Source organism: Xanthomonas sp. 10-10, from assembly GCF_040182365.1.
Lineage (GTDB): Bacteria > Pseudomonadota > Gammaproteobacteria > Xanthomonadales > Xanthomonadaceae > Xanthomonas > Xanthomonas arboricola_F.
Map to the genome: position 1 here is coordinate 442,016 of NZ_CP144460.1, position 26,779 is coordinate 468,794.

General features: G+C 66.3%; 25 protein-coding genes and 1 pseudogene. 14 read left to right on the plus strand and 12 right to left on the minus strand.

Annotated features, from left to right (window positions below):
• Positions 1-200: 200 nt before the first annotated feature.
• Genes VZ068_RS01810 through VZ068_RS01825 form a run of 4 tightly spaced genes read right to left on the minus strand, consistent with a single transcriptional unit; the run spans position 201 to position 3,135 of the window.
• On the minus strand, positions 201-536 hold the full coding sequence (locus VZ068_RS01810; RefSeq protein WP_349656710.1) for a DUF3325 domain-containing protein: 336 nt from the start codon (positions 534-536) through the stop codon (positions 201-203).
• Entirely contained in the window at positions 533-2,152 is a 1,620-nt protein-coding gene (locus VZ068_RS01815; RefSeq protein ID WP_349656711.1) for a PepSY-associated TM helix domain-containing protein, read from the minus strand. The genes VZ068_RS01810 and VZ068_RS01815 overlap by 4 nt, the downstream gene beginning before the upstream one ends.
• Complete coding sequence (locus VZ068_RS01820; RefSeq protein WP_259159458.1) at positions 2,149-2,460, minus strand: DUF3649 domain-containing protein; 312 nt, start codon at positions 2,458-2,460, stop codon at positions 2,149-2,151. Before VZ068_RS01820 ends, VZ068_RS01815 begins: the two co-directional genes overlap by 4 nt.
• Before the next feature lie 30 nt (positions 2,461-2,490).
• Positions 2,491-3,135, minus strand: coding sequence for a DUF4198 domain-containing protein (locus VZ068_RS01825; protein WP_259159456.1), 645 nt, complete (start codon positions 3,133-3,135; stop codon positions 2,491-2,493).
• Between the two features lie 281 nt (positions 3,136-3,416).
• Between VZ068_RS01825 and VZ068_RS01830 the strand changes: the two genes are divergently transcribed.
• The 3 genes from VZ068_RS01830 to VZ068_RS01840 all read left to right on the plus strand — a co-directional run bounded on the left by VZ068_RS01830 (position 3,417) and on the right by VZ068_RS01840 (position 6,608).
• Positions 3,417-3,935: a c-type cytochrome gene (locus tag VZ068_RS01830; RefSeq protein ID WP_039412147.1), complete on the plus strand. Its 519-nt coding sequence runs from the start codon at positions 3,417-3,419 to the stop codon at positions 3,933-3,935.
• Between the two features lie 281 nt (positions 3,936-4,216).
• Complete coding sequence (locus VZ068_RS01835; protein WP_349656712.1) at positions 4,217-5,935, plus strand: ExeM/NucH family extracellular endonuclease; 1,719 nt, start codon at positions 4,217-4,219, stop codon at positions 5,933-5,935.
• Positions 5,936-6,005: 70 nt separating this feature from the next.
• Positions 6,006-6,608, plus strand: coding sequence for a hypothetical protein (locus VZ068_RS01840; RefSeq protein WP_349656713.1), 603 nt, complete (start codon positions 6,006-6,008; stop codon positions 6,606-6,608).
• A 54-nt stretch (positions 6,609-6,662) separates the two neighbouring features.
• On the opposite strand, the gene VZ068_RS01845 is transcribed toward VZ068_RS01840, so the two are convergent.
• The gene (locus VZ068_RS01845) at positions 6,663-7,049 is read right to left on the minus strand and encodes a MerC family mercury resistance protein (RefSeq protein WP_349656714.1); all 387 of its coding nucleotides are present in this window, start codon (positions 7,047-7,049) and stop codon (positions 6,663-6,665) included.
• 60 nt (positions 7,050-7,109) lie between these two features.
• Here VZ068_RS01845 and VZ068_RS01850 point away from each other — a divergent pair, with 60 nt between their 5' ends.
• Positions 7,110-8,435 carry a GTP-binding protein gene (locus VZ068_RS01850; protein WP_349656715.1) on the plus strand — a complete coding sequence of 442 codons (1,326 nt, stop codon included), beginning with the start codon at positions 7,110-7,112 and terminating at the stop codon, positions 8,433-8,435.
• Positions 8,436-8,506: 71 nt separating this feature from the next.
• Here VZ068_RS01850 and VZ068_RS01855 read toward each other — a convergent pair whose 3' ends face one another.
• Positions 8,507-9,388: an EamA/RhaT family transporter gene (locus VZ068_RS01855; protein ID WP_349656716.1), complete on the minus strand. Its 882-nt coding sequence runs from the start codon at positions 9,386-9,388 to the stop codon at positions 8,507-8,509.
• Positions 9,389-9,454: 66 nt separating this feature from the next.
• Between VZ068_RS01855 and VZ068_RS01860 the strand changes: the two genes are divergently transcribed.
• The 8 genes and pseudogenes from VZ068_RS01860 (at position 9,455) to VZ068_RS01895 (ending at position 16,535) form a co-directional block, all read left to right on the plus strand.
• Positions 9,455-10,117, plus strand: a complete 663-nt coding sequence (locus VZ068_RS01860; RefSeq protein WP_259159448.1) for an alpha/beta hydrolase — start codon at positions 9,455-9,457, stop codon at positions 10,115-10,117.
• Positions 10,118-10,195: 78 nt separating this feature from the next.
• Positions 10,196-11,290 (plus strand): cell division protein ZapE, encoded by a 1,095-nt coding sequence (gene zapE, locus VZ068_RS01865; protein ID WP_349656717.1) that lies wholly within the window; start codon positions 10,196-10,198, stop codon positions 11,288-11,290.
• 152 nt (positions 11,291-11,442) lie between these two features.
• Positions 11,443-11,967, plus strand: coding sequence for a hypothetical protein (locus VZ068_RS01870; protein ID WP_349656718.1), 525 nt, complete (start codon positions 11,443-11,445; stop codon positions 11,965-11,967).
• 379 nt (positions 11,968-12,346) lie between these two features.
• Positions 12,347-12,808, plus strand: a complete 462-nt coding sequence (locus VZ068_RS01875; protein ID WP_259168527.1) for a MarR family transcriptional regulator — start codon at positions 12,347-12,349, stop codon at positions 12,806-12,808.
• Positions 12,809-12,907: 99 nt separating this feature from the next.
• Complete coding sequence (locus tag VZ068_RS01880; protein ID WP_005989061.1) at positions 12,908-13,336, plus strand: organic hydroperoxide resistance protein; 429 nt, start codon at positions 12,908-12,910, stop codon at positions 13,334-13,336.
• A gap of 16 nt (positions 13,337-13,352) precedes the next feature.
• Positions 13,353-14,384: an alpha/beta hydrolase gene (locus VZ068_RS01885; protein WP_349656719.1), complete on the plus strand. Its 1,032-nt coding sequence runs from the start codon at positions 13,353-13,355 to the stop codon at positions 14,382-14,384.
• Positions 14,385-14,909: 525 nt separating this feature from the next.
• Positions 14,910-15,609 (plus strand): annotated as a pseudogene (locus VZ068_RS01890) (alpha/beta fold hydrolase).
• 509 nt (positions 15,610-16,118) lie between these two features.
• Positions 16,119-16,535 carry a hypothetical protein gene (locus VZ068_RS01895; RefSeq protein ID WP_259168524.1) on the plus strand — a complete coding sequence of 139 codons (417 nt, stop codon included), beginning with the start codon at positions 16,119-16,121 and terminating at the stop codon, positions 16,533-16,535.
• Positions 16,536-16,932: 397 nt separating this feature from the next.
• On the opposite strand, the gene VZ068_RS01900 is transcribed toward VZ068_RS01895, so the two are convergent.
• The 4 genes from VZ068_RS01900 to VZ068_RS01915 form a co-directional block, all read right to left on the minus strand.
• The gene (locus tag VZ068_RS01900) at positions 16,933-17,235 is read right to left on the minus strand and encodes a hypothetical protein (protein ID WP_259168523.1); all 303 of its coding nucleotides are present in this window, start codon (positions 17,233-17,235) and stop codon (positions 16,933-16,935) included.
• A gap of 285 nt (positions 17,236-17,520) precedes the next feature.
• A complete protein-coding gene (gene dkgB / locus VZ068_RS01905) occupies positions 17,521-18,324 on the minus strand; it encodes a 2,5-didehydrogluconate reductase DkgB (protein WP_349656720.1) in 804 nt (267 codons plus the stop codon).
• A 70-nt stretch (positions 18,325-18,394) separates the two neighbouring features.
• A complete protein-coding gene (locus tag VZ068_RS01910; protein WP_349656721.1) occupies positions 18,395-19,423 on the minus strand; it encodes an NADP-dependent oxidoreductase in 1,029 nt (342 codons plus the stop codon).
• A 105-nt stretch (positions 19,424-19,528) separates the two neighbouring features.
• Positions 19,529-20,497: an aldo/keto reductase gene (locus tag VZ068_RS01915; protein ID WP_349657626.1), complete on the minus strand. Its 969-nt coding sequence runs from the start codon at positions 20,495-20,497 to the stop codon at positions 19,529-19,531.
• A 233-nt stretch (positions 20,498-20,730) separates the two neighbouring features.
• Between VZ068_RS01915 and VZ068_RS01920 the strand changes: the two genes are divergently transcribed.
• Positions 20,731-21,585 (plus strand): methyltransferase, encoded by an 855-nt coding sequence (locus VZ068_RS01920; RefSeq protein WP_259159692.1) that lies wholly within the window; start codon positions 20,731-20,733, stop codon positions 21,583-21,585.
• Positions 21,586-21,903: 318 nt separating this feature from the next.
• The gene (locus tag VZ068_RS01925) at positions 21,904-22,479 is read left to right on the plus strand and encodes a pseudouridine synthase (RefSeq protein WP_349656722.1); all 576 of its coding nucleotides are present in this window, start codon (positions 21,904-21,906) and stop codon (positions 22,477-22,479) included.
• Positions 22,480-22,863: 384 nt separating this feature from the next.
• Here the strand turns inward: VZ068_RS01925 and VZ068_RS01930 are convergent, their stop codons facing one another.
• Together VZ068_RS01930 and hrpB are read right to left on the minus strand one after the other, a co-directional pair.
• Positions 22,864-23,295: a hypothetical protein gene (locus VZ068_RS01930; protein ID WP_259159431.1), complete on the minus strand. Its 432-nt coding sequence runs from the start codon at positions 23,293-23,295 to the stop codon at positions 22,864-22,866.
• Between the two features lie 691 nt (positions 23,296-23,986).
• Positions 23,987-26,488: an ATP-dependent helicase HrpB gene (gene hrpB, locus VZ068_RS01935; RefSeq protein WP_349656723.1), complete on the minus strand. Its 2,502-nt coding sequence runs from the start codon at positions 26,486-26,488 to the stop codon at positions 23,987-23,989.
• Positions 26,489-26,779: the final 291 nt, after the last annotated feature.

Here is a 26,779-nt window from a genome sequence, read left to right on the forward strand (position 1 = left end):
GGCAACACGTGCGGCGGACAACTGCAGATCCTGCACCGGACGCACCGGATATCGGTGCCGCCGCGCTGCGAACACGCCGCTTGCCAATGTCCTGACGGCTGCCTGGCCCGCAGGCATGTCCCATCATGCTGCTGACGCGAATGGCATCGTCAAGCGCTGCACACCAGCGCACTGCCGCCGCGACCACATCGCAAGCTGATTCAACCGGCCAGCAGCTGCGCCATGCCGGCCGCCACCGGTGCGAGGAGCGCCGCCGGCAGGATCGCCGCGCGTCGATACGGCAGCAGCCATAGCGATAGCGGTGCCGCCGCAGCGGTCAATGTCCCAAGCCACAGCACCGGCCCGATGCCCCAGCCCCGCGTCCATACCGCCAGGCCAAACGTGCACAGCAACAGCACCCAGCCGATACTGCGCAGCTGTCGCGTACGGGCAGCGCCCAGGCTGCGGCCGCGCACCTCGTGCTGGTGTTTTTCCATCGCCAGGCATAGCGCGGCAAACCCGGAAAAATTCAGCGCCAGCAACAGCAACACACTCATGCGCCTTCCTGCACGGCAACGTTGGTTTGCGCCGCTGTCGCAGGCATGGTGGCGCGTGCACGGCGCGCTGCCGCCGATTGCGGCGCCTTCCACCGCTGCAGGCGCCAGCCGGCGATGCCAAGACACACGCCCAGACCCAGGCAGACCAGATCGATGCCGGCCAACGCCCATTGCCCGGCCGGCAGCGTCACGCCCAGATGCACGTCGGTGGTCGCTGCGTTCAGTAGCGGCACTAGTGCAAACAATGCCGCGCCCAGATACAGCTGCCAGCTCCACATCGCGCGACGCGGCCAGACGAACGCGGCCAGCAACGCAGCGCCCCAGGCGGCGAAGAACAGGTTCGCTTCCATCGCCGCACGCGATTCCAGCGCCACCGGCAACAGCCGGTTGGCCCAGAAGAAACTGGCAAAGGCGATCGGCAAGCCGGCCACCGTGCCGATGTTGAGCGCATCGACCAGGCGCAATCCAAACCCGATGCGGCCGGCTTTCAGATGCTTGGGTCGTTCTTTCACCGCCCACATCACCACGCCACTGGCCACCATCAGGCAGCCCAGCAACCCGGAACCGAAAAACAGCGCGCGTAACCAGGGGCCGGCGAAGTGCGCGATATGCAGTCCGACCATCACGCCGCGCGTTTCGCTCGCACCGCCGGGCGCGCTGCTGCGTTGCAGACGCGCACCGCTGACCGCGTCGTACAGGATGGACGGCGCGCTGGTGGACAGGTTGGCCGCCAGCTGGCTCACCCCGACGGCGGCATGCGCATCGTTGGGCAGCGACACCGCCACATTGCCGATGTCGGCCCCGCGCAGGTCGCGGCGCGCACGCTCCACAAACTGCTCCAGCGGCAGCATGCGCGCCGGCGTACCGGCCGCCTGCCGCGTGTCGGCCACGCGGTTGGCCGACTCGTCGTAGAAGCGCATCTCCTCGTCGGCATAACGCGCCTTGATACCCCATGGCAGGTACATGAACATCAAGGTCACGATGCCGGTGTAGGTGATCATCGCGTGGTACGGCAACGCGGTCACCGCGCTGACATTATGGAAATCCAGCCACGAGCGCAGGCCCTTGCCCGGGCGGAAGGTAAAGAAGTCCTTGAAGATCTTCTTGTGCGTGATCACGCCGCTGATGATCGCCACCAGCATGAACATCGCGCAGAAACCCACGATATAGCGCGCCCACAGCACCGGCACATAATGCAGATCGAAATGCAGCCGGTAGAAGAACTCGCCGCCCAGCGTGTCGCGCGCAGCGATCTCCTTGCCGGTGGCCGGGTCGATGATGGCGTTGCCGTACATCTGGCGGCGACTGGCCGGTTTGCCATCGGCTGGCGCAGGGTTCTGCCAGTACATGCTCACCACCGGATTGCGCGTGTCCGGCACGGTGATGTTCCAGCTCAGCGCGTCGGCCGCATGCGTCTGCAGATAGCGTTCGGCACTGCGCAGTGCTGTTTCCGTGCTTACCGTGGTGGACGGTAGCTCCGGGCGCATCCAACGGCTGATTTCGTCGCGGTAATAACTGGCCGTGCCGCCCATGAAGATCAGCAGCAACACCCAGCCGACCAGCAGCCCGGTCCAGGTATGCAACCAGGCCATCGATTGGCGAAATCCCTGCTTCATGCCATACCCCGTTGCAGCCAGGCGGCCAACGCAAACATCAGCGCCGCCGGCACGGCGATGCCTGCCCAGGCACGCCAGACGCTGGCGGTGGCAAATGCCCACAGCGGCGCGCATGCGCACACCACGATGCCGATCAGCATGCTGGTCAACACCGCTTCGCTACGCGGCAACGGCAATGCCAGTGCAAGCAAGAGATTGGTCGCGCTGGCCAGCGCATAGCCGCCGAAGATCGCCGCCAGCGTGCGCGCAAGCACGCCCAGCCACGGGCGCCGGAACCAGGGAAGCGACAGGGGTGGTGCGCTGGACATCAGGCGGGCGTGGATGCGAGAGAGCGATGCTTATTCGGCGACGAAGGTCAGCGTGCTGATGTGATGCACCATCGACACCTGCTTGCCGGCAATCTCACGCTTCACCGGCTCCTTGTTGTTGACCACCAGGATGTGGCGACCTGCGCGCAGTGCCGGCAGGGTCACCTGGCCCTTGGCGTCGGAGGTCAGCGTCTTCTGCCACTTCTGCGGGTCGATCACGGTGACCTCGGCCTTGGGCAGCGGCTTGTTGCGGTAGAGCACGGTCAGCGTGCTGCCGTTGGCGCTGGTGGGTACCAGTTCCAGATCGAGCTTGGCTGCCGGCGTGCTGCGTCCGGCACGGGCGTAGTAGCTCACCGTCTCGAACCCGCCGGCTTCGCCCTTCCACGGCTCGAACACGCTGTCATCGCTCAGCCACGCATCGCCGGCACCGGACAGCGGCGCGGTGAGGAAGTCGTTGCCGCGCGTCAGGGCGCCAGCCTTGCCGGCGGCGCCGAACACGGTCGGCTTGACCACGCGCTTGATCTCGTCCTGGCCGTGGTCGAGCGTTTCCTGCGCGGGCTCGCCGAAGAAGATGCGCACCGGCCCGCTGCCATCGCGTTCGATCCAGATTTCGTGGGCTTGGGCGGACAGACTGATGCTGGCCAAGGCCAGGCAGGACAGCAGGAAGGACTTCATCGCGGCGACTCCTCGTAGACGGGACCGGGCGAGGCGGGGTGCGCGTCACCGTGGATTGATGGGAATGATACGCAATTCCCTTCGGCGAGACCAACGTGCCATGCGGCATTGCGGCAATTCGTCGGCGGGCGCGAGCGTGGCTGCATGCAGGAGCGACTACCCGTCAGGGCGCAGCGCACATCGCGGCAAAAACTGTCATGCACGCTGGTCAGACTGGCATGAACTGTGCTCTATACTCCGGCGCTAGCAGAGGTCTTCGACCAACAGCCAGGGGTGAGCGCGTGCGGAATTACGACCTCGAGTTCCTGAAAAAATTCTCGATGGTGATCGGTTTACTGGTGGTGATCACCCTGGGCTTGATCGCCCTGGCAGCCTATTTGCAACGTGCCATTCCCGATGAGGTCTCGCCGACTGCCGCCAAGCGCGTGCAGCAACGCATCGCACCGGCCGGGGCGGTCTATGCCGGTACCACCGGTGCCGCCGCACAGGCGGCGGCCCAGGCAGCAGCGCTGGCCAAGGCGTCCTCGCAGTCCGCCTACGGTGGTACCACCGACGGCAAGACCATCTTCGACAACCTGTGCACCGCCTGCCACACCACCGGCGTGGGCAAGGCGCCGACGCTGGACCATTCGCACTGGGATGCACGCATCGCCCAGGGCAAGGACACCTTGTACAAGCACGCGATCGAGGGCTACACCGGCCCGGACGGCGGCATCATGCCGCCCAAGGGCGGCAATCCGGCGCTGACCGAAGAACAGGTGCGTGCCACCGTCGACTGGATGCTGGGCAATCTGAAATAAGCCGCTGCGGTGTCGGGCCTGGCGAAGGATCGGCCCGTGCCCGCTGCGATGCGGGCCTCCGTCGAGGTTGCCTGTGGTGTCGGTTCGGCCTCGCTGCACGGGCTGCCCGCGAAGCGCCGCGCGACAACCGCGCTCACCGGCGGCGATTGGCTGGCACCGATCTGTCGACGGATGATCTGGCGGCGCATCGCTGCGTTTTGTTAGCCTGCTTCTGCGCCCCTGCCATCACGCGCCGCCTTCCGGGCGGCGTTTGCGTTTGATCCATCTTCTGGAGTGTTTCGATGTCGCGTTGCCCGCTGCTTGTGCTCGGTGTGATCGGTTTGCTGGCGCCGCTGCTGTGTGGCGCTGCCGATAGCGCGCCGCAGCGTCTGTCGATTGCCGATGTACAGGGCGAGGACAGCCGCAGCCCCTACGACGGTCGCGTGGTCGAGCTCGTAGGCATCGTCACTGCCGATACGCGAACCGGGCTGGCCGGCCTGTTCGTGCAGCAGCCCGGCTTCGAGCCGCGGCGCTCGCATGGGCTGTTCGTCACCGGCGCCGGCAACGCCGAGCTGGCGGTGGGCGATCGCGTCCGCATCGTCGGCACGGTGCGCGAGGTGTCGGCAGGCGGCGAAGCGAGCATGACCACGCTGGATGCCAGCAGCATCGAGCGGCTCGCCGGCGGCCAGCCGGTACCGGTGCGCATGCTCAGCGGGCCGCCAGCCAACTGGGAAGCGCTGGAAGGCGAGCACGTGCGCATCGCTGCGCTGACGCTCAACGGCAGCGACCGCCTGGACACCTATGGCGAGCTGGTCGCCGCCTTCGGCGGGCGGCTGTGGCAGCCGAGCGAAGTGGCCGCCGCCGGCACGCCGGCCTTTGCCCAGGTCGAAGCGGAAAATGCACGCCGCCGCGTGCTGCTGGACGATGCGCGCAACGGACGCAGCCCCAAGACGGTGTCGTATCTGCAGCCCGATGCGGCGCTGCGCAGCGGCAGCCTGCTCAAGTCGGTGGATGGCATCGTCGACCAACGCTATGACGGCCAATACCGCATCCAGGTGCTGAACCCGTTGACGCTGCCGGCCATGCCGACTGCGGTGGCGCCGCAGGTGGGCGGCGATCTGCGCATCGCCTCGTTCAATCTGGAGAACTTCTTCAACGGCAATGGGCGTGGCGGCGGTTTCCCGACCAAGCGCGGTGCGCGAACGCACGAGCAATTTCAGGCGCAGCTGGCCAAGCTGGTTGCCACCATCATGCCGTTGCAGGCCGACGTGGCCGCGCTGATGGAACTGGAAAACGACGGCAACGGTGCCGATGCAGCCGTCGCGCAGCTGGTTGCCGCGCTCAACGCCGCCGGCAAGGACAAGGACTGGCAGTTCGTCGATACCGGCAGCGGCCCGGGCGAGGACGCGATCCGGGTCGGCATGATCTATCGCAGCACGCAGGTCACCCCGGTGGGCAAGCCGGCCACGCTGACCGGCGGGCCGTTCGACAACCACAGCCGCGTGCCGTTGGCGCAAGCCTTCCGCAGTAGCCGCGGCGCGACCTTCGTGGTGGTCGCCAACCACTTCAAGTCCAAAGGTTGCGGTACCGCCAGCGGCGCCGATGCCGACCAGCGCGACGGTCAGGCCTGCTGGAATGCCACGCGCACCGAATCGGCCAAGCGCCTGCACCAATGGCTGCAGACCGACCCGACCGGCGCGCAGACCAAGCTGGCCGTGTTGCTGGGCGACTTCAACGCCTACGCCATGGAAACGCCGATGCGCAGCCTGCGTGCCAGCGGCTGGCAGGACGCCTTCGCAGTGGCCGGCGTGAAGCAGCCTTACAGCTACGTCTACGACGGCATGAGCGGGCGCCTGGACCATGCCTTGCTCAGCCCGGCGATGGCCAAGCAACTGCGTGGCGCCGTGGAATGGCACGTCAATGCCGATGCGATGGACGACGCCGGCTATGCCAAGCGCAACCTGCCCGGCCCGTGGCGCAGTTCCGACCACGACCCGGTCCTGCTGGGCTTTTCGTTGTAGCGCGGATTTGCCACCAGATGCCAAGAGCTGTGCCCGGGCGCAGTCCGCTGCCTCAATAGCTATTGAGGGGATGCGTGCCTTTGACGTTCAATGCATTTCATCTGACACGCATGACACGCGTCACGGCAAAGGGAAATCGTCCATGCGGGGATCACCAAAACGTTACACGTTAATACTGCTCGGCTCACTGGCGACAGGGTGCGGTCAGTCGAACCACGGTCATGACGACGCGCAGCGATCCCCGGCCAGCGGCGGGACGCCCTTAGCATCGGAGCAGACGCGGACAAACGCGGACTACGCCACGGAGGTCAACTGCCCGCCACAGCGATATGCCGACGTCAGCACATTGGGCGAGAAGCAACTCGATCCTCTGTATGCGATTGCGACATTTGCTCTGGATGGCAAGCTGACCAGAGAAGAGTTCGACTCCAATCCTCGCTACGCAGAGATTGCTCTTTCTGGCGCGGAGTTCCTTGCCACAACGGATGTCGCCATCAGAGGAATTGTGGATGTCACGGGCACACCACCACTTTCCGTGGCTAACGCGGCCAAGCTCGCTTCGAAACTTGCCAGCATAAAAGTGAAAGGCCGGTATGCGAGAACGGGCGCAATGGGAACCCTGCAGGCCAAGATCAAGACATGCTTGCTGATGATCAAAAATGACTTGCCTTAGGCCTCACAGGTCACTTAAGCCGCCCCAATTCCGCAGGCTGGCGTAATTCAGGCGCTAGCTCGGGCAATGCCTGGCTTTGCGACGCAGTCGCAGATTGAGCAGGTGCGTGCTGGCCAGTAGCAGGCTGCCGGTAACCGTGATGGGGGTTTCCAGGGTGCCGCCTGCAATGCCGCTTGCGCCCAGTGCCAGGCCGGCCAGTCCCACGCCCGCCAGGGTCCACACCGACGCCGGCAGCGCGTGGCGCCGATGCGTGCTCCACAGCGCGTAGCTGCTCAGCGGGACTGCCGCGGCGGCGAACACCACGTGCACCCACTCGGCACGCGTCCATGCGCCCAGCAGCGGAAGCGCGGCGGCCAGCAGGGGCAGTGCCAGGCAATGCAGCAGGCACAGACCAGACAAGGCGATGGCCGAGGTATCGAAGAAAGAAGCGGTTGCACGCATGTCCTAGTCCCGTCGAATAAGTGTTATATAGTAACACTTCATCCCCTCGAGGCTGCCTGGATGTCCCTGTCCCCCGTCCGCGATCCGCGTCTTCCCGTCACCGTGCTGTCCGGTTTCCTGGGTGCCGGCAAGACCACCTTGCTCAACCGCATCCTGCACAACCGCGACGGCCTGCGCGTGGCGGTGATCGTCAACGACATGAGCGAGATCAATATCGATGCGCAGCTGGTACGCGACGGCGGCGCGGCATTGCGGCGGACCGAAGAAACGCTGGTGGAGTTCAGCAACGGCTGCATCTGCTGCACGCTGCGCGACGACCTGCTGCAGGAAGTACGGCGGCTGGCCGAACAGAAGCGCTACGACTATCTGCTGATCGAATCGACCGGCATCGCCGAACCGATGCCGGTCGCTGCGACCTTTGCGGTGCGCGATGCGGACGGCTTCAGCCTGTCCGATATCGCCCGCCTGGACACCATGGTGACGGTGGTGGACGGCAGCCGGTTTCTGGAGGATTTCGGCTCGGCTGCCACGCTGGCCGAGCTGGGGCAACAAGCTGGTCCGGACGATACGCGCGGCGTGGTGCAACTGCTGGGCGAGCAGGTGGAGTTCGCCGATGTGCTGGTGATCAGCAAGTGCGACCGTATCGATGCATCGCAGTTGCAGCGTCTGCGCGCGGTGTTGCGTGCACTCAATCGCGATGCGGCGATCGTGGATGCGGCGCACGGCGATGTGCCGTTGCATCAGCTGCTCGATACCCGGCGCTTCGATTTCACCCGCGCGCAGCTGGCGCCGGGCTGGATGCAGGAGCTGCGCGGGCAGCACGCCCCGGAGACCGAGGAATACGACATCAGCAGTTTCGTGTATCGCGCACGTCGGCCGTTCCACCCGCAGCGATTCGCGCGCATGGTGCACAGCGGGTTGCCGCAGGTGATCCGCAGCAAGGGCTTCTTCTGGCTGGCCAGCCGCATGGATTGGGTGGGCGAATTGTCCAGCGTCGGCGGCGCAACCCAGACCAATGCCGCCGGCTTCTGGTTCGCCGCGCGCCACCGTGTGGGTGCGCAGGTGATCGGACAGCCGGCGCACACCGGCATGACCCCGTTGCCCTACACCGATATCGGCTGGCAGCGGCAGCAGATGCAGTGCTGGACCGCGCCGCTGCCGCAACTGCATGAAGTGGGCGATCCAGCCGAATACGCGGCCATGCAGCGGCTCTGGCACCCGCTCTGGGGCGACCGCCGTCAGGAACTGGCGGTGATCGGTGTGGAGATGGATGCACCGCGCACGCGCGCGGCGCTGGATGCCTGCCTGCTAAGCGATCAGGAACTGCGTCAGGGCCCGGCGCACTGGCAGCTGCTGGACGACCCGTTCCCGCAGTGGGAGCGTTGAGGTCTGCGCGCGCTGTCATGCCGATGTCGGTGGCGCAGGCATGACGGCCGCAAAACGAGGCAACTGGGCCCTCAGCGCGAGCCCTGGGCAATCAGCGCAATCGCCAGCACCGCCAATCCCAGACCCGCGCGCGTCCAGCGCGTGGTGCGCTCGCCGAACAATGCGATGCCGGCCAGCGCGCCCAATGCCACCACACCGATGTTCATCGTCGCAAAGACCGTGGCGGGGCTGTGCGGCAGATGCTGGTGGGCGCGCACGTAAAACAGGATGTTGCCGAAATTGAGCACGCCCAGCAGCAGCCCGGCAGCCATGCTGCGCGGATGCAGCCGATGGCCGCGCCGCATCCGCACCAGCTGCACGCACAGCAGTAGCCCGAACGCGATTGCAAAGCACAGCGTCAGCGCAGTGAGCGAGGTGGTGCCCGAAAGCGCAATCGTCTTGAGCAGGATGTCGATCAGCGCAAAGCCCACCCACACGCCCAACAGCCAGGGCCAAGCACGTGTCTGCGTGCCGATGGTAGATGCAGGCTCGACCGTCGACGGCGCATGCGCGCGCTGCACGATGCCGACCATCGCCAGCAATCCCACGCCCAGCCCTGCCAGCTTCCAGGGGCCGGCGTCTTCGCCGAAGACGGTAAACGCTGCCGCCAGCGACAACAGCAGCGACAGCCGTTGCGCCACGTCGGTGCGCACGATGCCGGCCACGCGCACCGAGCGCGCCAGCACCAGAAAAATGCTCGGCAATGCAATCGCCAGTCCCACCAGTGCCAGCCACGGCGTGGTCGCTGCGCCCAGGGTGGAAAGCGCGGGGTTCAGCAGTGCCACGGACAGCACGCAGGCGGCGGCGTAATTCCAGGTAATGGCCTGAAACACTTCGACATCCCGGCGCGGTGCCAGCTTCAACAACACCGACACCAGAACACTGCAGACAACGGCAAACAGCAGAAAATGCATGGGCAACGCAACGAAGTGTGCAGGCAGGGCGATGAACGCGGCCGGCGGGGCGGCTATTATGAGGGCATGTCCAATCCCCCATTCCCCACAGAATCGGCAACGTTGACGCTGGACGGGCCGGTCGGTCCGCTCGATGTCGCGGTCGATCTGCCCGAGCCGGACGTTGTCGCGCAACCGGTCACCGCCATTTTCTGCCACCCGCTCTCCACCGAGGGCGGCAGCATGCACAACAAGGTCGTCACCATGGCCGCACGCGCGCTGCGCGAGCTGGGCATCACCGTGGTGCGCTTCAATTTCCGCAGCGTGGGTACCTCTGCTGGCAGCTTCGATCACGGCGATGGCGAGCAGGACGATCTGCGCGCGGTTGCCGACTGGGTGCGTGCACAACGGTCCGGCGACACGCTCTGGCTGGGCGGTTTCAGTTTCGGCGCGTACGTATCATTGCGTGCTGCCGGCGCGCTCGCCCCGCAGGTGCTGATCTCGATCGCACCGCCGGCCGGACGCTGGGATTTCAGCGACGTGCAACCGCCGGCGCAGTGGCTGGTGATCCAGGGCGATGCCGACGAAATCGTCGACCCGCAAGCGGTCTACGACTGGCTGGAGACCCTGGAGCAGCAGCCCGAGCTGGTGCGCATGCCCGATACCAGCCATTTCTTCCACCGCAAACTGATCGACCTGCGCGGTGCGATCCAGCATGGTGTCCGGCGCTGGTTGCCGGCCGCTGTCTGACTGCGGCATGGGCCACGCGTATCGCCTGGCGATACGCCGTTGAGCGGGCAAGGCAGCAGCCGGCCCGCGGAGAACACGATGAGTGAGATGACCCCGTCGCAGCGCTACGCCGCCGGCGTACAACGCGGCGACTGGCGCGCCGACCCCGCCCAAAAGGCGGCCCTGGCGGAACTGGACCGTATCCACGAGGCCTTGGTGGACAGCGCGCAGGACGGCTGGCTGGACCGGCTGTCGGCGTTCTGGAAAAAGCCCGAGCCGGTGCGCGGCCTGTACTTCTGGGGTGGGGTGGGGCGCGGCAAGACCTTCCTGGTCGACCTGTTCTACGACGGTCTGCCGATCAAGCAGAAATACCGCACGCACTTCCACCGTTTCATGCGCGGGGTGCACGAGCAATTGCGCGAGCATGCCGGGCAAAGCGATCCGCTGGCCAAGATCGCGCAGCAGTGGCGCGAGAATCTGCGCGTGCTGGTGCTGGACGAATTCTTCGTCACCGACATCGGCGATGCGATGCTGCTGGCGCGCCTGCTGGAGCGCCTGTTCGCCGAAGGCGTGACCCTGGTGACCACCTCCAATACCGCGCCGGAAAACCTATACGCCAACGGTCTGCAGCGCGACAGCTTCATGCCGGCGATCGGCCTGCTGCAGAAGTTCTGCGTGGAGCTCTATGCCGAAGGCACCGAGGACTACCGCATGCGCGCACTCACGCGCTCGCCGGTGTATCGCGCGCCGCTGGATGCGCAAGCCGATGACTGGCTGCTGCAGCGCTGGAGCGAATTGAGCGGCAATGCCGAGGCACGCGGCGGCAATATCGAAATCGAGGCGCGCAAGATCGCGGTGCGCGCACGTGGCAAGAGCATCGCCTGGTTCGATTTCGCCTCGCTGTGCGAAGGCCCGCGCGGCCCGGCGGACTATATCGAGATCGCACGCGAGTTCACCACCGTGCTGCTGGGCGGCATTCCGCATTTCGATCGCATGAATGAAGATGCCGCGCGGCGCTTCGTCAACCTGATCGACGAGCTCTACGACCGCCATGTCAACCTGGTCTGCACCGCGCAGGACGCACCGCCGGCGCTGTACAGCGGGCAGCGCCTGGCCGGTGCTTTCGAGCGCACCGCTTCGCGTTTGATCGAAATGCAAAGCGCCGAGTATCTGGCGACGGCACATCGGGCGTGAGCGCACGCGCGCGCCCTGCGCCGGGGCGCTACAAGATCAACGTCACCGACCAAGATGGCGGTTTTGGCCAGTTTGGCGGTGGCGCATGGTTGAACGATAGGGCGTTGTGGCCCTGCGACCCGTCGACCGACCAACCGATGCTGCCGATCGTCATGCTGACCGACCTGTTCCTGCCCAGCCCCTGGCTGCCCGAGGGCATGGCGGTCACGGTGTTCGCGGCGATCGAATGGCAAGGCGACCGCTACAGCCGGGCCGCGTTGCGCAAGTTCACCATCCATCAGCAGGGCGAACTGGACACCATCGCGTCGGTCCATAGCAAGGTGCTGTTGCACCGTCGTGCCGCGCAGGAACTGGCCTGTGACGCGGGGATGCTGCCGCGGTACTACGTGGGGCTGCAGTCGTTCGATGATCACGATCACGCCGAAGAGCTGGGCGACGCCGACAATGGGGCGGGGATGAGCAAGCAGCTGGGTCGGCCGTGCTGGCTGCAGGACGCGATTGCCGAGCACCCGCGTCACTATTTCCTTGCCCAGTTCGTCGAGTCGCAGTTGCGGCGTACCGATGCAGCCTATGACGGCCTCTTTGCCGACGGCATGGGCTACCTGTTCGCAGAGCATCGCGCCAACGTCCTGCGCGAGGGCGATACCGCAGGCTATTTCTTTATCCAGTTCACCTGAGTCCAGGCGCGGATCGCCGGTCCGAGCCATGGGTGCTCGGCCGCCGCGGCGACGCGCGTCATGCGCAGGGCTCGCCCGAGAGGCCATGGCAGCAGATGCGCAGCGGACACCGGCTACCTGGTGCTGCCAACAAGCCACACTGCACCGCCGCGGCGCGGACCGATGCCTGAGATCGGCACGTCATGGCCCCCCATCTTCGGTGCGCAATCCACTCCCACCTGCCGACTGCCGCGCGTCGGCAGCGGATGAGTCAGTGGGGCATTGCAGATGCGGTGGCCCCGTGTCGGTTGTCGTGCTGCGACAGGGGCCTGACGGTCAACCGCATCTGTTTTTGAAAAATCGCTTGCAATTAAATAGCGTGCTATATAAAGTGCAGCCCATGGACACCGCCACCACCACAGCCGACCGCACCACCGCCTTGCTGCAGCTGGACAACCAGCTGTGCTTTGCGCTGTATTCGGCCAATCTGGCGATGCACAAGCTCTACCGCGGGCTGCTGAAGGATCTGGACCTGACCTATCCGCAGTACCTGGTGATGCTGGTGCTGTGGGAAACCGACAGCCGCAGCGTGTCGGAGATCGGCGAGCGGCTGTATCTGGATTCGGCCACGCTGACGCCGCTGCTCAAGCGGTTGCAGAGCGCTGGACTGGTCACCCGCACGCGGGCCGTCAGCGACGAGCGCCAGGTCATCATTGCGCTGACCGATGCCGGGCGCGCGCTGCGCAACAAGGCCGGTCGCGTGCCGGAGCAGGTGTTTTGCGCCTCGGCCTGCTCGTTGGACGAACTGCGTCAACTCAAGCAGGAGCTGGAGAAGCTACGCTCCAGTTTGGGTGCGGGATAAAGCCTGTTCCTGCATCCAATCGCTTCGACATCAAATAGCGCGCGATTTAATCGACAACAATTTATTCACTGCGCACTGCGCTCACTCAGGAGAACCACCATGGCCTCACCCGAAAAGATCCTCTATACCGCCCACGCCACTGCCACCGGCGGCCGCGAAGGCCGTGCCGTGTCCTCGGACAACGCACTGGACGCCAAGCTGTCCACCCCGCGCGAGCTTGGCGGCGCTGGCGGAGACGGCACCAACCCGGAGCAGTTGTTCGCTGCCGGTTATGCGGCCTGCTTCATCGGTGCGATGAAGGCCGTGGCTGCGCAGGACAAGCTCAAGCTGCCGGGCGAAGTCAGCATCGACAGCAGCGTCGGCATCGGCCAGATTCCGGGCGGCTTCGGCATCGCGGTCGAACTGCGCGTCGCCGTGCCGGGCATGGACAAGGCCGACCTGCAGGCGCTGGTCGACAAGGCCCACCAGGTCTGCCCGTACTCCAATGCCACCCGCGGCAATATCGACGTCACCCTGACGTTGGCCTGATCCAGCCGGACACCCAATGAAACCCTACGCATCGTTGCTGCTGGTTGGCACGTTGGCGTCGGCAATCGGCGGCGCGCTTGCCGCGCCGACCGATTCCAGCGCACCGGCCGCCTCACCCAAGGTCCAGGCCTTCCTGGACGCGCTCAACTCCGCTGGCGGCACGCCGATGGAGCAGCTCACCCCGCAGCAGGCCCGCAAGATCCTGGTGGACGCGCAGGCCGGCGCCACGCTGCCGGCCGCCGAACTCACCCGCAAGAACATCACCGTCGACGGCAAGCCGCTCGGCCTGGTGGTGGTCAAGCCGCCGGGTAGCGCCGGCAAGACCTTGCCGGTGTTCATGTTCTTCCACGGCGGCGGCTGGGTATTGGGAGATTTTCCCACCCATGAGCGGCTGATCCGCGATCTGGCGCGGGCCTCTGGCGCGGCGGCGGTGTACGTGGACTACAGCCCATCGCCGGAAGCGCGTTATCCCGTGGCCATCCACCAGGCCTATGCGGCCACCAAGTGGGTCGCCGAGCACGGTGCCGAACTTGGCGTGGACGGCACGCGTCTGGCGGTGGTCGGCAACAGCGTGGGTGGCAACATGGCGACCTCGGTGGCCTTGCAGGCCAAGGCGGCCGGCACGCCGGCGATCCGCTACCAGGTACTGCTGTGGCCGGTGACCGATGCCGCGTTCGATAACAATTCCTACCAGCAGTACCAGCAGGGCTATTTCCTCAGCCGCAACATGATGCGTTGGTTCTGGGATAGCTATACCACCGACCCGACGCAGCGCCGCGAGATCTATGCCTCGCCGTTGCAGGCCGGCGTTGAGCAGCTCAAGGGCCTGCCGCCCACCTTGATCCAGACCGCCGAGCTGGATGTGTTGCGCGACGAAGGCGAAGCCTACGGCCGCAAGCTGGACCAGGCCGGTGTGGCTGTCACGGTCACCCGCTACAACGGCTTGATCCACGATTACGGCTTGCTCAATGTGCTCAGCGACGTGCCGGCCGTCCGTACCGCCATCGGCCAGGCGAGCGATGCGTTGCAGCAGCATCTGGCCAGGTAACCGGGGCCGCTGACCGGTTGTTCGTCAGCATCTGTCGATGACGCGCTGGTCAGCGCAGAGTCCGAGCGGTGCATCCCCTTCAAGAGAGCTTGCGCAGTCATAGTGCGGTGAACGGGACCGATGTGCGCGCGGACTGACACTCTCTTGCGATGGTTGAGTGCCACAGCACAGACGCCCGGTGCAGCCGCATCGGGCATCCGTGTGCGCGTTCCTTTGTGCTTCCTGCGCGTGTGCTTCCTGCACTCCGCGCAACGCGCTGCATGTCTTGATCGCGCGCGACCTCACGTCTGCATGCTTGTAGTGCGTTTGAAGCTCTCTCGCCGTGGGTTGGGTTGCCTTCAACCGCAACGCGGTCTACCGAACTTCCTGCGCGGACACTCCAGCCGAGGGCACGTGGATCGCCCGTCCCTGCACAGACTGCGCATTGCGGTTTGAGCGCGCAGCTGGCGCCCGGCACACTATGGCGATGACGATTTCCACGACCTCCCACATCGCCGCGTTCGAATCGAGCGGCAAGGGGTATGCATGAGCGCCGATCGCCCGACGCTGTTGCTGCTTCCCGGCCTGCTCAACGATGCCGAGCTCTGGCATGCACAGCGTGCCGCGCTGGCCGGGATCGCCGAGTGCGTGGTCGGCGATCTCACCCGGGCCGACAGCATGCGCGCGTTGGCACTGCAACTGCTTGACCGGTTGCCGCCGCGATTTGCGTTAGCCGGTTTCTCGCTGGGCGGTTACGTGGCGCAGGAGATCCTGCGCATCGCACCGGAGCGGGTGGAGCGGTTGGCCCTGCTGGATACTTCCGCGCGTGCCGATGCGCCAGAGCGGGTGGCGCAACGACGTGCGCAGGAAGCCAGCGTGCGTGCCGGCAGCACGTTCCACGGGTTCGGCGAACGCCTGATGCGGCACTACGTGCATCCCTCGCGCTGGCAGGATGAGGCCTTGCTGGAGCGTGTGCGCGGCATGACCCAGCGCCTGGGAGTGGAGGTGTTCTTGCGCCAGAACCGGCTGCAACGCCAGGACGGGCGCGCGGTGTTGCGCGCCTACGGCGGGCCGGTGCTGGTGCTGTGGCGAGGACGATGCAATCACGCCACCGGCCTTGCACGAAGAAATGGCGGCGCTTGCGCCACACGCGCAGCTGGTGCGTTTGCCGATGTGCGGGCATCTCTCGCCGCTGGAACAGCCGCAGGCAGTGTCCGATGCGTTACGCAACTGGCTGCTGCGCTAGACAGCAACGCGTTAAACGCGGTCGATCAGTAAGCGATGTCCCGCCAGCGCGTGGCTCGTACGACGAGTACATGGCGCATCAGGCGATGGTCCTGGACTGACACATCCAGCACGCAGGCGCAGAGCTCAATGCGCCACCGTCGCAATCACACTGGCAGACACCGGCGCATCGTCCTTGTGCGTGCATAGGTGCTGGCCTCGCACTGCCGCGACGACAAGTGCGGCGTGGCGGTTCCGGCCCGCGCAGCGCAGGTCGCCAAGGCAAGCAGCGGCACGCGAACGGCAAGGCGCATGGGGGTGACCACTGGCTAGGACTGCAGCATCACGCAGCGGTGCCCGGGCTACAGGGGCAGGAAGTCGAGGCGCCGCCCGCGCTGTCCGACCAGCGGTCGTGGCAAAGCGTGAACCGGGTCGAGCATCGGTGCGATGACGCTATCCAAACGACTGGCTCACTTGATTCTCACGGCGTATGGTGTGAATTATGTTGCATAGCAGCATCGGAGCTCAGCAATGCTCGACACACGTATCGAAAAGGTTGACCTGGCGCTGACCGAGATTGCCCAGGACCCCTCGGAAAAGGTGGCGCTGTGGCAGTGGGCCTGCCGCGAGATGCTGCATGAGACCCTGATCGGCATGCATCAGCTGTCGCACCTGGCCGGCATTGCCCGCCATGTCGCCAACGACTGGCGCGCACCGGTGGACGTGATCGCACCGGCCAAGCCCTACCTGGCCGCCTCCGCCCTGGCAGATCGCCGCCTGCCGCAGGTGCTGGACGGGTTAGGCAGCACGCAGGACGACGACGACCGCGCCAACCTGTGGCGGTTGCGCTATGCGAGCCTGATCGCATCGACGCTGCAAGGCATGCAGGCGCTGGCCGAAAAGCACCGTATCGACCGGCAGGCGATGGCGATGGGTCAGTTGAACTGACTGCTGTCCAGGTTGCCGCGCGATGCTGCGCGGCCGGCGTCTACTGGATTGATGGGCCACGTCGCAGGGCGCTTGCAACACCGCGTCCGGGTCAGCGCATGCTGCGTGTCGTTGGTGTGGCCAGCAGGCTTATCGCCTCGACATGTCTTGGAAAGTCGACATGTCTTGGAAAGTTGTAGCGCCAGTACGCTCTTGAAACATCGGCCCTTGGTTCGTGGCGCCCGAGCACCTATGATGCGGTGAGCGAAGGACATCCGCTGCCATCGAGCAACGCGATGGCGTGCACTTGGTCGTGACCAAACGGCGCTCCGCACGGCACCCAGCAAGCGTTTCCCGATAGGGATGCGTCGCCCTCCGGCCTGCATCGTTCTCGCGTTGTCCAGACGCGCAGGTGCCCTCAGTGCCGCATGCCCGCGTCGCGCAAATGCTGCCAGGCGTGTCGCACGATCCAGCGTGCCTGGTCCCATGGCACCGACAGCATCGGTTGGTCCTGGTAGTACGCATCCTGCAACACACGGTACAACTGCGCTTCGGTTGCGCGCGGATACGCAAGATAGATGCCGTAACCCAACATCAGCACGCGGGCGTAATCGGCAAACGCGTAACCGCCCAGATGCCCTTCGGCATGGGCGTCGCGCCAGTAGGCGAGCTCTGCGTCGACATTGACGCTGCTGCGGGTCAGAACGGCTGCACTAAGCATGGGTAGGACTCCGTGACCGGGCTACCCCCCTGTGCGGGCACCGTAGCAGCGCCGCTGGCCGCTCACCAGCACGCGACGACGAGCGGTCGTCGCGTGCTGGTGGAATGCAGCGCTAGAGGTGGCTAGAACCTGATGGCAGTCGCCGTGCGGGTTTGGATGGTGCATTCGGAAACGAAGCGGACGCATGGTCCCAGCCGCACCGAGTAACGGCTGCGCCCGCCTGACGGCGAGTGCGGTCGTCCGGTTAGCCGCTCCCAGCCTGCTGCTGCATACGTCGGTGCGCCATCAGTCCCAGTCGGGTGCGATGGCGTGCGGGTTGGCCAGCCGCTGCCCGCGGTCGAGCGTGGCGATCTCGCCCATGTCCTGCTCGCTCAGACGCAGCTCCTGCGCCTTCAGATTGCTTTCCAGATTGGCCCGCTTGGTCGATGAGGGAATCACCGAATATCCCTGCTGCAACGCCCAGGCCAGCGTCACCTGCGCCGGGGTGGCGTTGTGGCGTGCGGCAATGGCCACGATCACCGGGTCCTTCAGCACCTCGCCCACGGCCAGCGTCATGTAGGAGGTGACATGGATGCCCTGCTCGCGCAGGAAGCCGATCAACGGGCGGTTCTGCAGGTAGGGGTGCACTTCGATCTGGTTGGTGGCAATCGCGTCGGCCCCCAGGATCTCGATGGCCTGCTTGATCAGGGCAATGGTGAAGTTGGACACGCCAATCGCACGCGTCAGGCCCTGCTGCTTGGCCTCCGCCAAGGCTTCCAGGTACTCGCGCATCGGCACCTGATCCTTCGGCGAGGGCCAATGGATCAGGGTGAGGTCAACATGGTCGGTACCCAGCTTGCGCAGGCTTTCCTGCAGGCTGGGCTGCAGCGTGTCGCGGCTGAACCGGTCGACCCAGATCTTGGTGGTCAGGTACAACTGGTCGCGCGGCACGTCCGAGGCGCTGATCGCGTGGCCAACCTGGGCTTCGTTGTCGTAGATCTGTGCGGTATCGATCGCGCGATATCCCAACGCCAGCGCGTTGCGCACCGAGTCGATGACGACCTGGTCCTTGAGACGGAAAGTGCCGAGGCCGAATGCGGGGACAGTCATTGTGTTCCTTTTGGGAATGGGGAATGGGGAATGGGGGAATCGTAAGAGCCGGTGGAGCGCTGCGAATTGGTCAGTCGAGTGCGACGACGGCCTTGCCGAAGTTTTCGCCGCGCAACAGGCTGATCAGCCCCTGCGGTGCGGCATCGAGCCCGTGCAGCAGATGCTCGCGATACTGGATGCGGTCCTCGCGCAGCCACTGGCCCATTTCGCGCAGAAACGCCGGCATCAAGCGGATGAAATCGTGCTGGATGAAGCCGCGCACGGTCAGCCGCTTGCGCAATACCTGGCCCATGAAGTCCGGCAGGCGATCGGGACCGGGCAGTGCCTGGCCACGGCTGTTGTAGGTCGCGATCACGCCGCAGACCGGAATGCGCGCAAAGTCGTTGAGTTGCGGCAGCACCGCATCGAATACCTTGCCGCCGACATTTTCGAAATAGATATCGATGCCGTCGGGTGTGGCGGCGCGCAACTGCGCGGCAAAGTCGTCGGCACGATGATCCAGTGCCACATCCACCTTCAACGATTCGCGCAGGTAGCGCACCTTTTCTTCGCCACCGGCGATGGCCACCACGCGCAAGCCTTGCAGACGCGCCAACTGCGCCACCGTCGCGCCAACCGGACCGCTGGCCGCTGCCACCACCAGCGTTTCGCCGGGCTGCGGCTTGCCGATCTCATGCAGGCCGGCATAGGCGGTAAAGCCGGGCATGCCGTAGACCCCGAGCGCAGTGCTCAGCGGCAGGCTGTCGTCCTTGGGCAATTTGCGTAGCGGCGTCGTCGGGGTGATCAGGCTGTAGGTCTGCCAGCCGCCGTGCAGCACCAGCAGGTCGCCGGGCTGATAGTCGGCATGATGCGACTGCACCACTTCGCCGATGGTGCCGCCTTCCATCACCGCATCGATCGCCACGGGCGCCGCATACGACGGGCCGTCGTCCATGCGACCGCGCATGTACGGGTCCAGCGAAAGGAAACGGTTGCGCACCAGAATCTGCTCGTGTCCGGTGGGCGGCAGGGGGGCTTCTTCGATACGGAAGTTGGCCGCGTTGGGTTCGCCATGCGGGCGCGATGCCAGCACGATGCGGCGGTTGGTGATCGATGTCATGCGGAAGATCCTCGCAGGGGAGCCGCGCGTGCGCGGCCGAGGGAACACAGCCACCGCAGTGGCTGCGCGAATGAGTGAATGAATCGCTGCTGCGCTGCTGCGGCGTTACGCTGCGGCCGGCTCCGGCGCGCTCGCACCATCGAGTTGCGCAATCTGCGCGTCGCTCAGCGACAGCTGCGCGGCAGCCAGCACGTCGTGCAGCTGGGTCACGCTGGTGGCGCTGACGATCGGCGCGGTGAGGCTGGGGCGTGCGATCAACCAGGCCAGCGCGATCTGCGCCGGCGTGGCGTTGTGGGTCGCGGCCAGATCGTCCAATGCCTGCAAGATGCGCAGCCCACGCGGGTTGACGTACTGCTTCACCACCGAGGCGCCGCGCGCGCTGCTCTTGCCGGCATCGTCGGCGCTGCGGTACTTGCCGGTCAGAAAGCCGCTGGCCAGCGAGTAGTAACTGATCACGCCCAGGCCGCGTTCGCGTACCAGCGGTTCCAGTTCGGCCTCAAAGCCGGTGCGGTCGTAGAGGTTGTATTCGGGTTGCAGGCTTTCGTAGCGCGGCAGCGCGTACTGCTCGGAAATATCCAGCGCATCGCGCAGGCGCGCAGCGCTGTAATTGGAGGCGCCGATCGCGCGCACCTTGCCTTGTTCGATCAGGCGGCCGAACGCAGCCAGCGTGGCTTCCAGCGGAATGGACTCGTCGTCTTCGTGCGCCTGGTACAGATCGATGACATCGGTCTGCAGACGGGACAGCGAATCTTCCACCGCCGCTGCGATGTTCTCCGGCGACAGGCCGGGATGCTCGCTCCACTTGGCGACCTTGGTGGCGATCAGCACCTTGTCGCGCTTGCCGCTGCGGGCAAGCCAACGTCCGATGATGGTTTCCGACTCGCCGCCGCGATTGCCCGGCACCCAACCCGAATACGCATCGGCGGTGTCGATCAGATTGAAGCCGGCATCGACGAACGCATCCAGCAAGGCGAAGGAGGTCGCCTCGTCGGCGCTCCAGCCGAAGACATTGCCGCCGAAGACGATCGGTTGAACCTGCAGGCCGGAGCGGCCCAGTGCGCGTGGGTGAGTCATCATGGAAGCTCCTGATTCGAACTGCCGACAGGATAGTCATGCGCACCGATCATGCGTGTGACATCGATGTGGATTCAGCGTTCCGTCGATCGTGTCCATCGGCTCACAGGATATGAACATCTGGATGCTGCACGGCGATGCGAACCAGGGCTGAGCGCCGCGATTCGGGCACATGGCAGGCCCCGGGCCGCATGCTAGGCTCGCGCTACTTTTACCCGGAAGAGGGCGCTGCGATGATCCGCAACAAGCTGGCCTGTGCGTGTGTGATGAGTGTCATGGTGGCGATGAGTGCGCCGCTGGCGATGGCGATGAAGCCGGCCGACAGCGCAAGCCTGCCGGCGCCCGATGCGGCGCTGCAGGCGGCCATCAACGGCACCTGGCGCGACCGCGTGTACGTGCAGCGCGACCAGTACCGCCACCCCGGCCAGACGCTGGCGTTCTTCGGCATCAAGCCGACCCAGACCGTCATCGAAATCACGCCCGGCGGCGGCTGGTATTCGGAAATCCTGGCGCCGTATCTGCGCCAGAAGGGCAAGTACGTGGCAGCGGTGGTCGACCCGGTATCGGCACCCGAAGGCCGTAGCCGCGATTACGCCCAGCGTGCGCGCGACGAGCTGGAAAAGAAATTGCAGGCCAAGCCCGAGATATATGGCAAGCCGTCGTTCGTGTCCTATGTGCCCAAGTCGCCGTCGTTCGGCGTGGACAACTCGGCCGACCTGGTGCTGACCTTCCGTAACGTGCACAACTGGCGCATGGCCGGCAATGCCGAGGCGATGTTTGCCGGCTTCTACAAGGTGCTCAAGCCCGGCGGCGTGCTGGGCGTGGTCGAACACCGCGCCAAGACCGACGTGCCGGCCGACGACAAGAGCGGCTATGTCGGCCAGGCGCAGGTGATCGCGATGGCCGAAGCGGCCGGCTTCAAGCTGGCCGGCAAGAGCGAGCTCAACGCCAACCCGCGCGACACCAAGGACTACCCGGGCGGGGTGTGGACGTTGCCGCCGAGCAACAGCCATGACGCGGCCGACGATGCCAAGTACAAGGCCATCGGCGAGAGCGACCGCATGACGTTGAAGTTCGTCAAGCAGTAAGCGTGTGCCTGCATGCCGGCGCAGCTGCGGCCGGCATGCAGCGGTTGTGCGTGTATGCCTTTCAAGCACCGCGCAGTTGGATGCATGTCAGGCGGCGCAAGCATGCAACGCAGGGTTTACGCGCGCTTCAACACCAGTGCGCGATGCGTGGCAGACGTTGCCGCTGAGCATGCTGTGATCTGCACACCCGAGCGGCCCGTTGTTTTCGTGCGATGCCGCAGGCCCGTCATTGCATGGCGGGCTGCAGGCATCCTGGCTACGCTGCACAGCCACGCGCGGCGGTCGCCGCGCAGCGCTCCCCCTGTCACAGGTCCGTCCATGTTGGTGCTGTTGAACAAACCCTATGGCGTGTTGTCGCAATTCAGCGACCGCTCGCAGCCGCCCAAGCGCACGTTGGCCGAGTTCGGCCTGCCGCCGGACGTGTACGCGGCGGGACGCCTGGATCACGACAGCGAAGGGTTGTTGTTGCTCACCGACGATGGTGCATTGGCGCATCGGCTCACCGACCCGCGGCACAAGCAGCCCAAGACGTACTGGGTGCAGGTGGAAGGCGAGCCGCAGGAGGCACAGCTGCAGGCGCTGCGCGATGGCGTGCTGCTCAACGATGGCCCGACCCGGCCGGCAACGGTGCGCACGCTCGACCCTGCGCCCACGCTGTGGCCGCGCAATCCTCCGGTGCGTGTGCGCAAGACCGTGCCCGATGCCTGGCTGGAACTGCAGATCAGCGAAGGCCGCAATCGTCAGGTGCGCCGGATGACGGCGTCGGTCGGTCTGCCGACCTTGCGTCTGGTGCGGGTGGCGATCGGCGACTGGAGCGTGGATGGGCTTGCGCCCGGCCAGTGGCGTGCGGATGACACGCCGCGCCCGCGACCGGGACGCGGTATGCGCAGATAGCGCTGCGTTATGGCGATCAGGTCGATGGCGCAATGATGCAAGCGTCGGCGATGCGATCGAACTGCGGCGGTTGCATGCATCTTTGAAAGGGCCGCTGGCAAAACGCAGCGAGCCGCTCTCGGCTGGGTGTGGATGGCGCACCTGGAGCCGGCTTGTACGGTTGGCCCTGCGTGCCGAGCATTGGTCGTGCCTGCCTAGTGGTCGGCGCAAGGGTTCTATTGGCTGCGCGACAGCGGCGTAGCGATCTGGCAACGCAGTGCGTTGCCGTGCGGCTCAATGCCATGCAGCGATGTGTACTGCCTGCCCACAAACGACAACGCCACGGCGGAAGGCCGTGGCGTCGTGGCGTGCACTGCGATCCGCCTGTTTGGCGGAGCCGTCGTCTTATTCGACGCCGTCGCTCGGGGTCACTGCAGCGCGCCGCTGGTAGGCAGCGCGACGTGCATTGGCATTGCTGGCGTGTTCGCGATCCAGACGGTGCACATTGCCGCCGAGCACCTGCTGATCGCGCTGGCGCTTGCGGTACACCGCATAGCCGATCAGGCCCAGGCCGGCGACAGCCGCCGCCACGGTGATGGCCGGGTTGCGCTTGACCAGCTTGCTGGCCGCCTTGCCGCCGCTGCGAACGGCGCCCAGTGCCACGCCGGTCTTCAGCCACTCGCTGGCGCCCGGACCGAAATGACGCAGGCTGCTGCCGGCGCTACGTGCCTGGTCGCCCGCACTGGACGCGGCATGACGCAGTTGGTCACCGGCAGTGCCGGCCAGTTCCAGGGCACGCTCCAGGGCGCGTTCGGTGATCACAGTCAGCTTGCTCATTGGAGGCGTTTCCTTTCTGAGTACGTGGACCGCAGTGTGTAGGCTGATGCGTATAGACGGTGTTAGCGGTGGCAGGGCTCGTTTGGGTTGCGGTTAAGGAGTGTTGCGCCGCGCTTTATGCGCAGAAGTCCGGGCAGCGGTAAAACAGATGGGGAGCGGTAAAACAGATTCGATGCGCGTGTAAGTCTCCCTTCTCCCGCCGGGAGAAGGTGGCCGAAGGGCGGATGAGGGTACGAGCGAAGCGCGCCGCAGCAGCCGTTGAATTCCAGCCATGCTTTACCGCCGCCGCGGGCCGCGCCGCAGCAGCCGTTGAATCCCTGTAATGCTTCACCGCCGCCGCGGGCCGCGCCGCAGCAGCCGTTGAATCCCTGTAATGCTCCACCACCGCCGCGAGCCGCGCCGCCGCAGCCGTTGAATTCCAGCCGTGCTCCACCGCCGCCGCGGGCCGGGATTGATCAGGTGCCACGAGGTTTTGCCCGATGGGTTGCCATCGCAGTCCAGGGGTCGTCGGGCCGCGCCGCAGCAGCCGTTGAATCGCTGTCGTGCTTCACCGCCGCCGCGGGCCGGGAGTCGTCAGGTGCCACGAGGTTTTGCCCGATGGGTTGCCATCGCAGTCCAGGGGTCGTCGGGCCGCGCCGCAGCAGCCGTTGAATCGCTGTAATGCTCCACCGCCGCCGCGGGCCGGGAGTCGTCAGGTGCCACGAGGTTTTGCCCGATGGGTTGCCATCGCAGTCCAGGGGTCGTCGGGCCACGGATGTCTGGGATACCGCCCCTTCATCTCTTTTTTGACGTCAGGGTAGGTATTGACCCAGAAACTCTTCAGATCCTGCGTGACCTGCAGCGGGCGGCCGCCGGGCGAGAGCAGGTGCAGGGTCAGCGGAATGCGGCCGTCGGCGATACGCGGGGTTTCGGCCAGACCGAACAGTTCCTGCAGCTTGACCGCCAGGACCGGCGGCAGCGGTTGCTGGGCGTGGTCGAGTGCGTAGCTGATCTGCCGCTCCATGCCCGATGGCACGCTGATGCGGGTGGGGGCATGGCGGTCGATGGCCTGGCGGCGCTCCCACGGCAGCGCGCCCTTGAGCGCTTCGCCCAGGCTGGATTCGTCCAGCGCGTCGAGCCGGGTCTTGCCGGCGAAGGCCGGACGCAGCCAGGCATCCAAGGAGGCGAGCAGCGCGGCATCGGAGAGATCGGGGAGCTCCAGCTCCGGCATCCACACCCGCAGCGACAGCACACGGGCGCGCCATTGCTGCAGGGTCTCGGTCCAGGGCAGGGCGTCCAGGCCGAGTTGGCGCACTGCCTCGGTCAGTGCGCCGGCCGCCTGCGCGGGGTCGACGCGGCCGGCGGGGCGGCTGTCGAGCACGATGCGGTCGAAGCTGGATTGCCGGCGCGCGACCAGGGCGCGCTTGTCGGCGTCCCACTGCACCACGTCCTGCTGCACGAAGCGCTCTGGCAGGCTGCGGCGCAGATAGGCCTCGTCCACCGGAGCTGCCCGCAACAGCAAGGCATCCTTGGCTTCGTAGCGCAGCTCGCTGGCGACCAGCCAGGGTTCGCCGCGCAGGTCGCTGTGGTCGAACAGACGCGCGCTGCGGCCATTGGCGAGCAGGTAGCGCAACGGGTCGGCCGGGTGGCGTGCGGCGATGCGGTCGGGGAAGGCATGCGCGAGCAGGTCACCCAGCGCGTGCGCCTCCACGCTCGTGGGCGGGGCGCAGTCGCAGCGCAGCCGGCGTCGCCATTGTTTGGCGGCGCTATCGATGGCAGCCAGGCCGCCGCGGTTGGCGTCGGGCGCGCTGCGGCCCTGGCGGAATGCGGCCAGGGCACGCCAGCGCGCGGCAAGGCCATCGCCGCCCTGGCGCAGCGGATCGCGCGCCTCCAGCAGTGCGGCCAGATCGCAGGCCAGGGCCAGGCCCGTTGCCTCGCCGGCCTGCGCAAGCATCGCCGCCAGACGCGGATGCGTGCCCAGCGCCAGCATGCGGCGGCCCAGCGCGGTGATGCCGCCGCTGTCGCTGAGCGCGCCCAGCCGTTGCAGTAATTCGCGTGCGGCCGCCAGCGCGCCGGTGGGCGGGTCATCCACAAAGCGCAGCGCATCGCTGCCCCAGGCCGCCAGCTCCAGCGCCAGGCCAGCCAGTTCCACCTGGGTGATCTCGGCGCGCCGTTGCGGTTCCAGCCGCTGCGATTGCGGCCATAGCCGGTATGCCCAGCCGCTTGCCACGCGGCCGGCGCGGCCGGCACGCTGGTCGGCCGACGCCTGCGCGATGGTGGCCACATCCAACCGTGAAAAGCCGCTGTTGGGATCGTAGTGCGGTTCGCGCGCCTGGCCGCTGTCGATCACCACGCGCACGCCGGGCAAGGTCACCGACGATTCGGCCACGTTGGTGGCCAGCACCACGTGGCGGCGGCCCTGCGCATCCGGCTGCAGCACCTGGCTCTGCGCGTCCACCGACAACTCGCCGTGCAAGGGCAGCACCTGGATGGTCGGGTCCAGGACATCGAGCAAGGCGGCTTGCACCCGCGCGATCTCGCGCTGGCCGGGCAGGAACACCAGCACATCGCCGGGATGGGTGAGCAGGGCATGCTCCACCGCACGCCGCGTCTGCGGTTCCAGCGCTTCGTCGCGGCGCGCGGGGAAATGCGCGATCTCCACCGGAAAACTGCGCCCGGCACTGCTCAGGCGCGGCGCATCCAGAAAGCCGGCCAGCCGCTCGCCATCGAGCGTGGCCGACATCGCCACGATGCGCAGGTCATCGCGCACCTGCGCCTGCACGTCCAGGGCCAATGCCAGGCCCAGATCGCCGGCCAGATGGCGTTCGTGAAACTCGTCGAACAGCAGCGCGCCCACGCGTTCCAGCATCGGGTCGTCCTGGATCATGCGAGTCAGGATGCCTTCGGTGACCACTTCGATCCGGGTGCGCGCCGAGGTCTTGTTTTCGAAGCGGATGCGGTAGCCCACCGTCTCGCCGACCGGCTCGCCCAACTGGCGCGCCATGAACAGCGCAGCGCTGCGCGCGGCCACCCGGCGCGGTTCCAGCATCACGATGCTGCGACCGGCCAGCCAGGGCGCATCCAGCAGTGCCAGTGGCACCTGGGTGGTCTTGCCGGCGCCGGGCGGGGCTTCGAGCACCAGCCGCGGATGGGCGGCGAGGCTGTCGCGGATCTGCGGTAACAGTGGGGCGATGGGGAAGACAGGCTCAGTCATGCGCGGCAAGGATACGGGCCTGCTCGCGCCGGTGCGATGGTCGGGGAGGGAGGTGAAGCCTGTCGGGGAATGGCGCCGGGTCCGTTGGCGACGCACCAGCCGGGATTGCCGGCGGTGCTTGCAGGTCGGGACGCGCTGCCAACCGAGAGCTGCGCGTGCCCGGGGGTGTGCGTCACCCGGCGGATCCGGTAGCGTCCGCTCGGCCGCCGCGCAGAGGGTCGGACGAGGGCAAATGCAGGAGGCTTGCATGCTTCAGAGTGCATGGCTGGCGTCGATAACCCGGATGAACCC

Excerpts from the sequence above, each read along its gene's own strand:
- VZ068_RS01810 (WP_349656710.1), bottom strand. The coding sequence starts at position 536 with ATGAGTGTGTTGCTGTTGCTGGCGCTGAATTTTTCCGGGTTTGCCGCG.
- VZ068_RS01815 (WP_349656711.1), bottom strand. The coding sequence starts at position 2,152 with ATGAAGCAGGGATTTCGCCAATCGATGGCCTGGTTGCATACCTGGACC.
- VZ068_RS01820 (WP_259159458.1), bottom strand. The coding sequence starts at position 2,460 with ATGTCCAGCGCACCACCCCTGTCGCTTCCCTGGTTCCGGCGCCCGTGG.
- VZ068_RS01825 (WP_259159456.1), bottom strand. The coding sequence starts at position 3,135 with ATGAAGTCCTTCCTGCTGTCCTGCCTGGCCTTGGCCAGCATCAGTCTG.
- VZ068_RS01835 (WP_349656712.1), top strand. The coding sequence starts at position 4,217 with ATGTCGCGTTGCCCGCTGCTTGTGCTCGGTGTGATCGGTTTGCTGGCG.
- VZ068_RS01840 (WP_349656713.1), top strand. The coding sequence starts at position 6,006 with ATGCGTGCCTTTGACGTTCAATGCATTTCATCTGACACGCATGACACG.
- VZ068_RS01845 (WP_349656714.1), bottom strand. The coding sequence starts at position 7,049 with ATGCGTGCAACCGCTTCTTTCTTCGATACCTCGGCCATCGCCTTGTCT.
- VZ068_RS01850 (WP_349656715.1), top strand. The coding sequence starts at position 7,110 with ATGTCCCTGTCCCCCGTCCGCGATCCGCGTCTTCCCGTCACCGTGCTG.
- VZ068_RS01855 (WP_349656716.1), bottom strand. The coding sequence starts at position 9,388 with ATGCATTTTCTGCTGTTTGCCGTTGTCTGCAGTGTTCTGGTGTCGGTG.
- VZ068_RS01860 (WP_259159448.1), top strand. The coding sequence starts at position 9,455 with ATGTCCAATCCCCCATTCCCCACAGAATCGGCAACGTTGACGCTGGAC.
- zapE (WP_349656717.1), top strand. The coding sequence starts at position 10,196 with ATGAGTGAGATGACCCCGTCGCAGCGCTACGCCGCCGGCGTACAACGC.
- VZ068_RS01870 (WP_349656718.1), top strand. The coding sequence starts at position 11,443 with ATGCTGACCGACCTGTTCCTGCCCAGCCCCTGGCTGCCCGAGGGCATG.
- VZ068_RS01875 (WP_259168527.1), top strand. The coding sequence starts at position 12,347 with ATGGACACCGCCACCACCACAGCCGACCGCACCACCGCCTTGCTGCAG.
- VZ068_RS01880 (WP_005989061.1), top strand. The coding sequence starts at position 12,908 with ATGGCCTCACCCGAAAAGATCCTCTATACCGCCCACGCCACTGCCACC.
- VZ068_RS01885 (WP_349656719.1), top strand. The coding sequence starts at position 13,353 with ATGAAACCCTACGCATCGTTGCTGCTGGTTGGCACGTTGGCGTCGGCA.
- VZ068_RS01895 (WP_259168524.1), top strand. The coding sequence starts at position 16,119 with ATGCTCGACACACGTATCGAAAAGGTTGACCTGGCGCTGACCGAGATT.
- VZ068_RS01900 (WP_259168523.1), bottom strand. The coding sequence starts at position 17,235 with ATGCTTAGTGCAGCCGTTCTGACCCGCAGCAGCGTCAATGTCGACGCA.
- dkgB (WP_349656720.1), bottom strand. The coding sequence starts at position 18,324 with ATGACTGTCCCCGCATTCGGCCTCGGCACTTTCCGTCTCAAGGACCAG.
- VZ068_RS01910 (WP_349656721.1), bottom strand. The coding sequence starts at position 19,423 with ATGACATCGATCACCAACCGCCGCATCGTGCTGGCATCGCGCCCGCAT.
- VZ068_RS01915 (WP_349657626.1), bottom strand. The coding sequence starts at position 20,497 with ATGACTCACCCACGCGCACTGGGCCGCTCCGGCCTGCAGGTTCAACCG.
- VZ068_RS01920 (WP_259159692.1), top strand. The coding sequence starts at position 20,731 with ATGATCCGCAACAAGCTGGCCTGTGCGTGTGTGATGAGTGTCATGGTG.
- VZ068_RS01925 (WP_349656722.1), top strand. The coding sequence starts at position 21,904 with ATGTTGGTGCTGTTGAACAAACCCTATGGCGTGTTGTCGCAATTCAGC.
- VZ068_RS01930 (WP_259159431.1), bottom strand. The coding sequence starts at position 23,295 with ATGAGCAAGCTGACTGTGATCACCGAACGCGCCCTGGAGCGTGCCCTG.
- hrpB (WP_349656723.1), bottom strand. The coding sequence starts at position 26,488 with ATGACTGAGCCTGTCTTCCCCATCGCCCCACTGTTACCGCAGATCCGC.